1 protein-coding gene and 1 other annotated feature (1 of these 2 running past the window's edge) are annotated in these 2,733 nt (G+C 55.3%); the gene reads right to left on the bottom strand.

From position 1 onward, the window contains the following. Positions 1 to 2,728: a sequence feature (mutual gap in cmsearch alignment for this rRNA model is longer than 100), on the top strand; it begins 148 nt to the left of the window's first position. Further along, positions 1,205 to 1,408: a hypothetical protein gene (locus KNP62_RS15395; RefSeq protein ID WP_214786344.1), complete on the bottom strand. Its 204-nt coding sequence runs from the start codon at positions 1,406 to 1,408 to the stop codon at positions 1,205 to 1,207. (Overlaps the previous feature by 204 nt.) Positions 2,729 to 2,733 lie beyond the last annotated feature (5 nt).

Raw genomic sequence — 2,733 nt, forward strand, 5'->3', positions numbered from 1 at the left:
ACCCGGGGAACTGAAACATCTAAGTACCCGGAGGAAGAGAAAGAAAATTCGATTCCCTGAGTAGCGGCGAGCGAAACGGGAACAGCCCAAACCAGGAAGCATGCTTCCTGGGGTTGTAGGACACTCTACACGGAGTTACAAAGGGATAGGGTAGGTGAACGACCTGGAAAGGTCGGCCAGAGAAGGTGACGGCCCTGTAGCCGAAACCCCATCCCCTCCAGAGTGGATCCTGAGTACGGCGGGACACGTGAAACCCCGTCGGAATCCGGGAGGACCATCTCCCAAGGCTAAATACTTCCTAGTGACCGATAGTGAACCAGTACCGTGAGGGAAAGGTGAAAAGCACCCCGGAAGGGGAGTGAAACAGATCCTGAAACCGTATGCCTACAAGTAGTCAGAGCCCGTTCACGGGTGATGGCGTGCCTTTTGTAGAATGAACCGGCGAGTTACGATGGCGGGCGAGGTTAAGCCGATGAGGCGGAGCCGCAGCGAAAGCGAGTCTGAACAGGGCGCATCAGTCCGTCGTCGTAGACCCGAAACCAGGTGATCTACCCATGTCCAGGATGAAGGTCAGGTAACACTGACTGGAGGTCCGAACCCACGCACGTTGAAAAGTGCGGGGATGAGGTGTGGGTAGCGGTGAAATGCCAATCGAACCTGGAGATAGCTGGTTCTCTCCGAAATAGCTTTAGGGCTAGCCTCGAGGTGAAGAGTTCTGGAGGTAGAGCACTGATTGGACTAGGGGCCCCCACAGGGTTACCGAATTCAGTCAAACTCCGAATGCCAGCAACTTGTACTCGGGAGTCAGACTGCGAGTGATAAGATCCGTAGTCGAGAGGGAAACAGCCCAGACCATCAGCTAAGGTCCCCAAGTGTATGTTAAGTGGAAAAGGATGTGGCGCTGCACAGACAACTAGGATGTTGGCTTAGAAGCAGCCACCATTCAAAGAGTGCGTAATAGCTCACTAGTCGAGTGGCGCCGCGCCGAAAATGTAACGGGGCTAAACATACCACCGAAGCTATGGATCCCGTAAGGGATGGTAGGAGAGCGTTCCAAGCAGCAGTGAAGCGGTATCGTGAGGAGCCGTGGAGCGCTTGGAAGTGAGAATGCCGGTGTGAGTAGCGAAAAGAGGGGTGAGAATCCCCTCCGTCGAAAGCCTAAGGTTTCCTGAGGAAGGCTCGTCCGCTCAGGGTTAGTCTGGACCTAAGCCGAGGCCGAAAGGCGTAGGCGATGGACAACAGGTCGATATTCCTGTACCGCCGTACCACCGTTTGAACGATGGGGGGACGCAGAAGGATAAGGTGACCGTGCGACTGGAAGTGCACGGACAAGCAGCGAGGCCGTCGGGTTGGCAAATCCGCCCGGCACAAGGTTGAGCTGTGACGTGGAGCCCGTAGGGCGAAGCACCGGATTTCACGCTGCCAAGAAAAGCCTCTAGTGAGGAGGTCGGCGCCAGTACCGCAAACCGACACAGGTAGGCGAGATGAGAATTCTAAGACGCGCGGGATAACTCTCGTTAAGGAACTCGGCAAAATGGTCCCGTAACTTCGGGAGAAGGGACGCTTATGGCAACATAAGCCGCAGTGAATAGGCCCAAACGACTGTTTAGCAAAAACACAGGTCTCTGCTAAATCGCAAGATGAAGTATAGGGGCTGACGCCTGCCCGGTGCTGGAAGGTTAAGGGGATGTGTCATCGCAAGAGAAGCACTGAACCGAAGCCCCAGTAAACGGCGGCCGTAACTATAACGGTCCTAAGGTAGCGAAATTCCTTGTCGGGTAAGTTCCGACCCGCACGAAAGGCGTAACGATTTGGGCACTGTCTCAACGAGAGACCCGGTGAAATCATAGTACCTGTGAAGATGCAGGTTACCCGCGACAGGACGGAAAGACCCCATGGAGCTTTACTACAGCCTGATATTGAGGCTTTGTACGCGATGTACAGGATAGGTGGGAGTTTGTGAAGCCGGAGCGCCAGCTTCGGTGGAGACACCCTTGGGATACCACCCTTTGCGTATAGAGTCTCTAACTCGCAGCCGTGATCCGGCTGGAGGACCGTGTCAGGCGGGTAGTTTGACTGGGGCGGTCGCCTCCTAAACAGTAACGGAGGCGCCCAAAGGTTCCCTCAGAATGGTTGGAAATCATTCGAAGAGTGCAAAGGCAGAAGGGAGCTTGACTGCGAGACCTACAAGTCGAGCAGGGACGAAAGTCGGGCTTAGTGATCCGGTGGTTCCGCATGGAAGGGCCATCGCTCAACGGATAAAAGCTACCCTGGGGATAACAGGCTGATCTCCCCCAAGAGTCCACATCGACGGGGAGGTTTGGCACCTCGATGTCGGCTCATCGCATCCTGGGGCTGGAGTAGGTCCCAAGGGTTGGGCTGTTCGCCCATTAAAGCGGTACGCGAGCTGGGTTCAGAACGTCGTGAGACAGTTCGGTCCCTATCCGTCGTGGGCGCAGGAAATTTGAGGAGAGCTGTCCTTAGTACGAGAGGACCGGGATGGACGCACCGCTGGTGTACCAGTTGTTCCGCCAGGAGCATCGCTGGGTAGCTACGTGCGGACGGGATAAGTGCTGAAAGCATCTAAGCATGAAGCCCCCTCCGAGATGAGATTTCCCTTTGAGCAATCAAGAAAGACCCCTCAGAGACGATGAGGTAGATAGGTCATGGGTGGAAGCGTGGTGACACGTGGAGCTGAATGATACTAATCGGTCGAGGCTTTGATCTAGTCTA

The sequence above is a fragment of the Exiguobacterium sp. s183 genome (assembly GCF_018617655.1).
GTDB lineage: Bacteria > Bacillota > Bacilli > Exiguobacteriales > Exiguobacteriaceae > Exiguobacterium > Exiguobacterium aestuarii_A.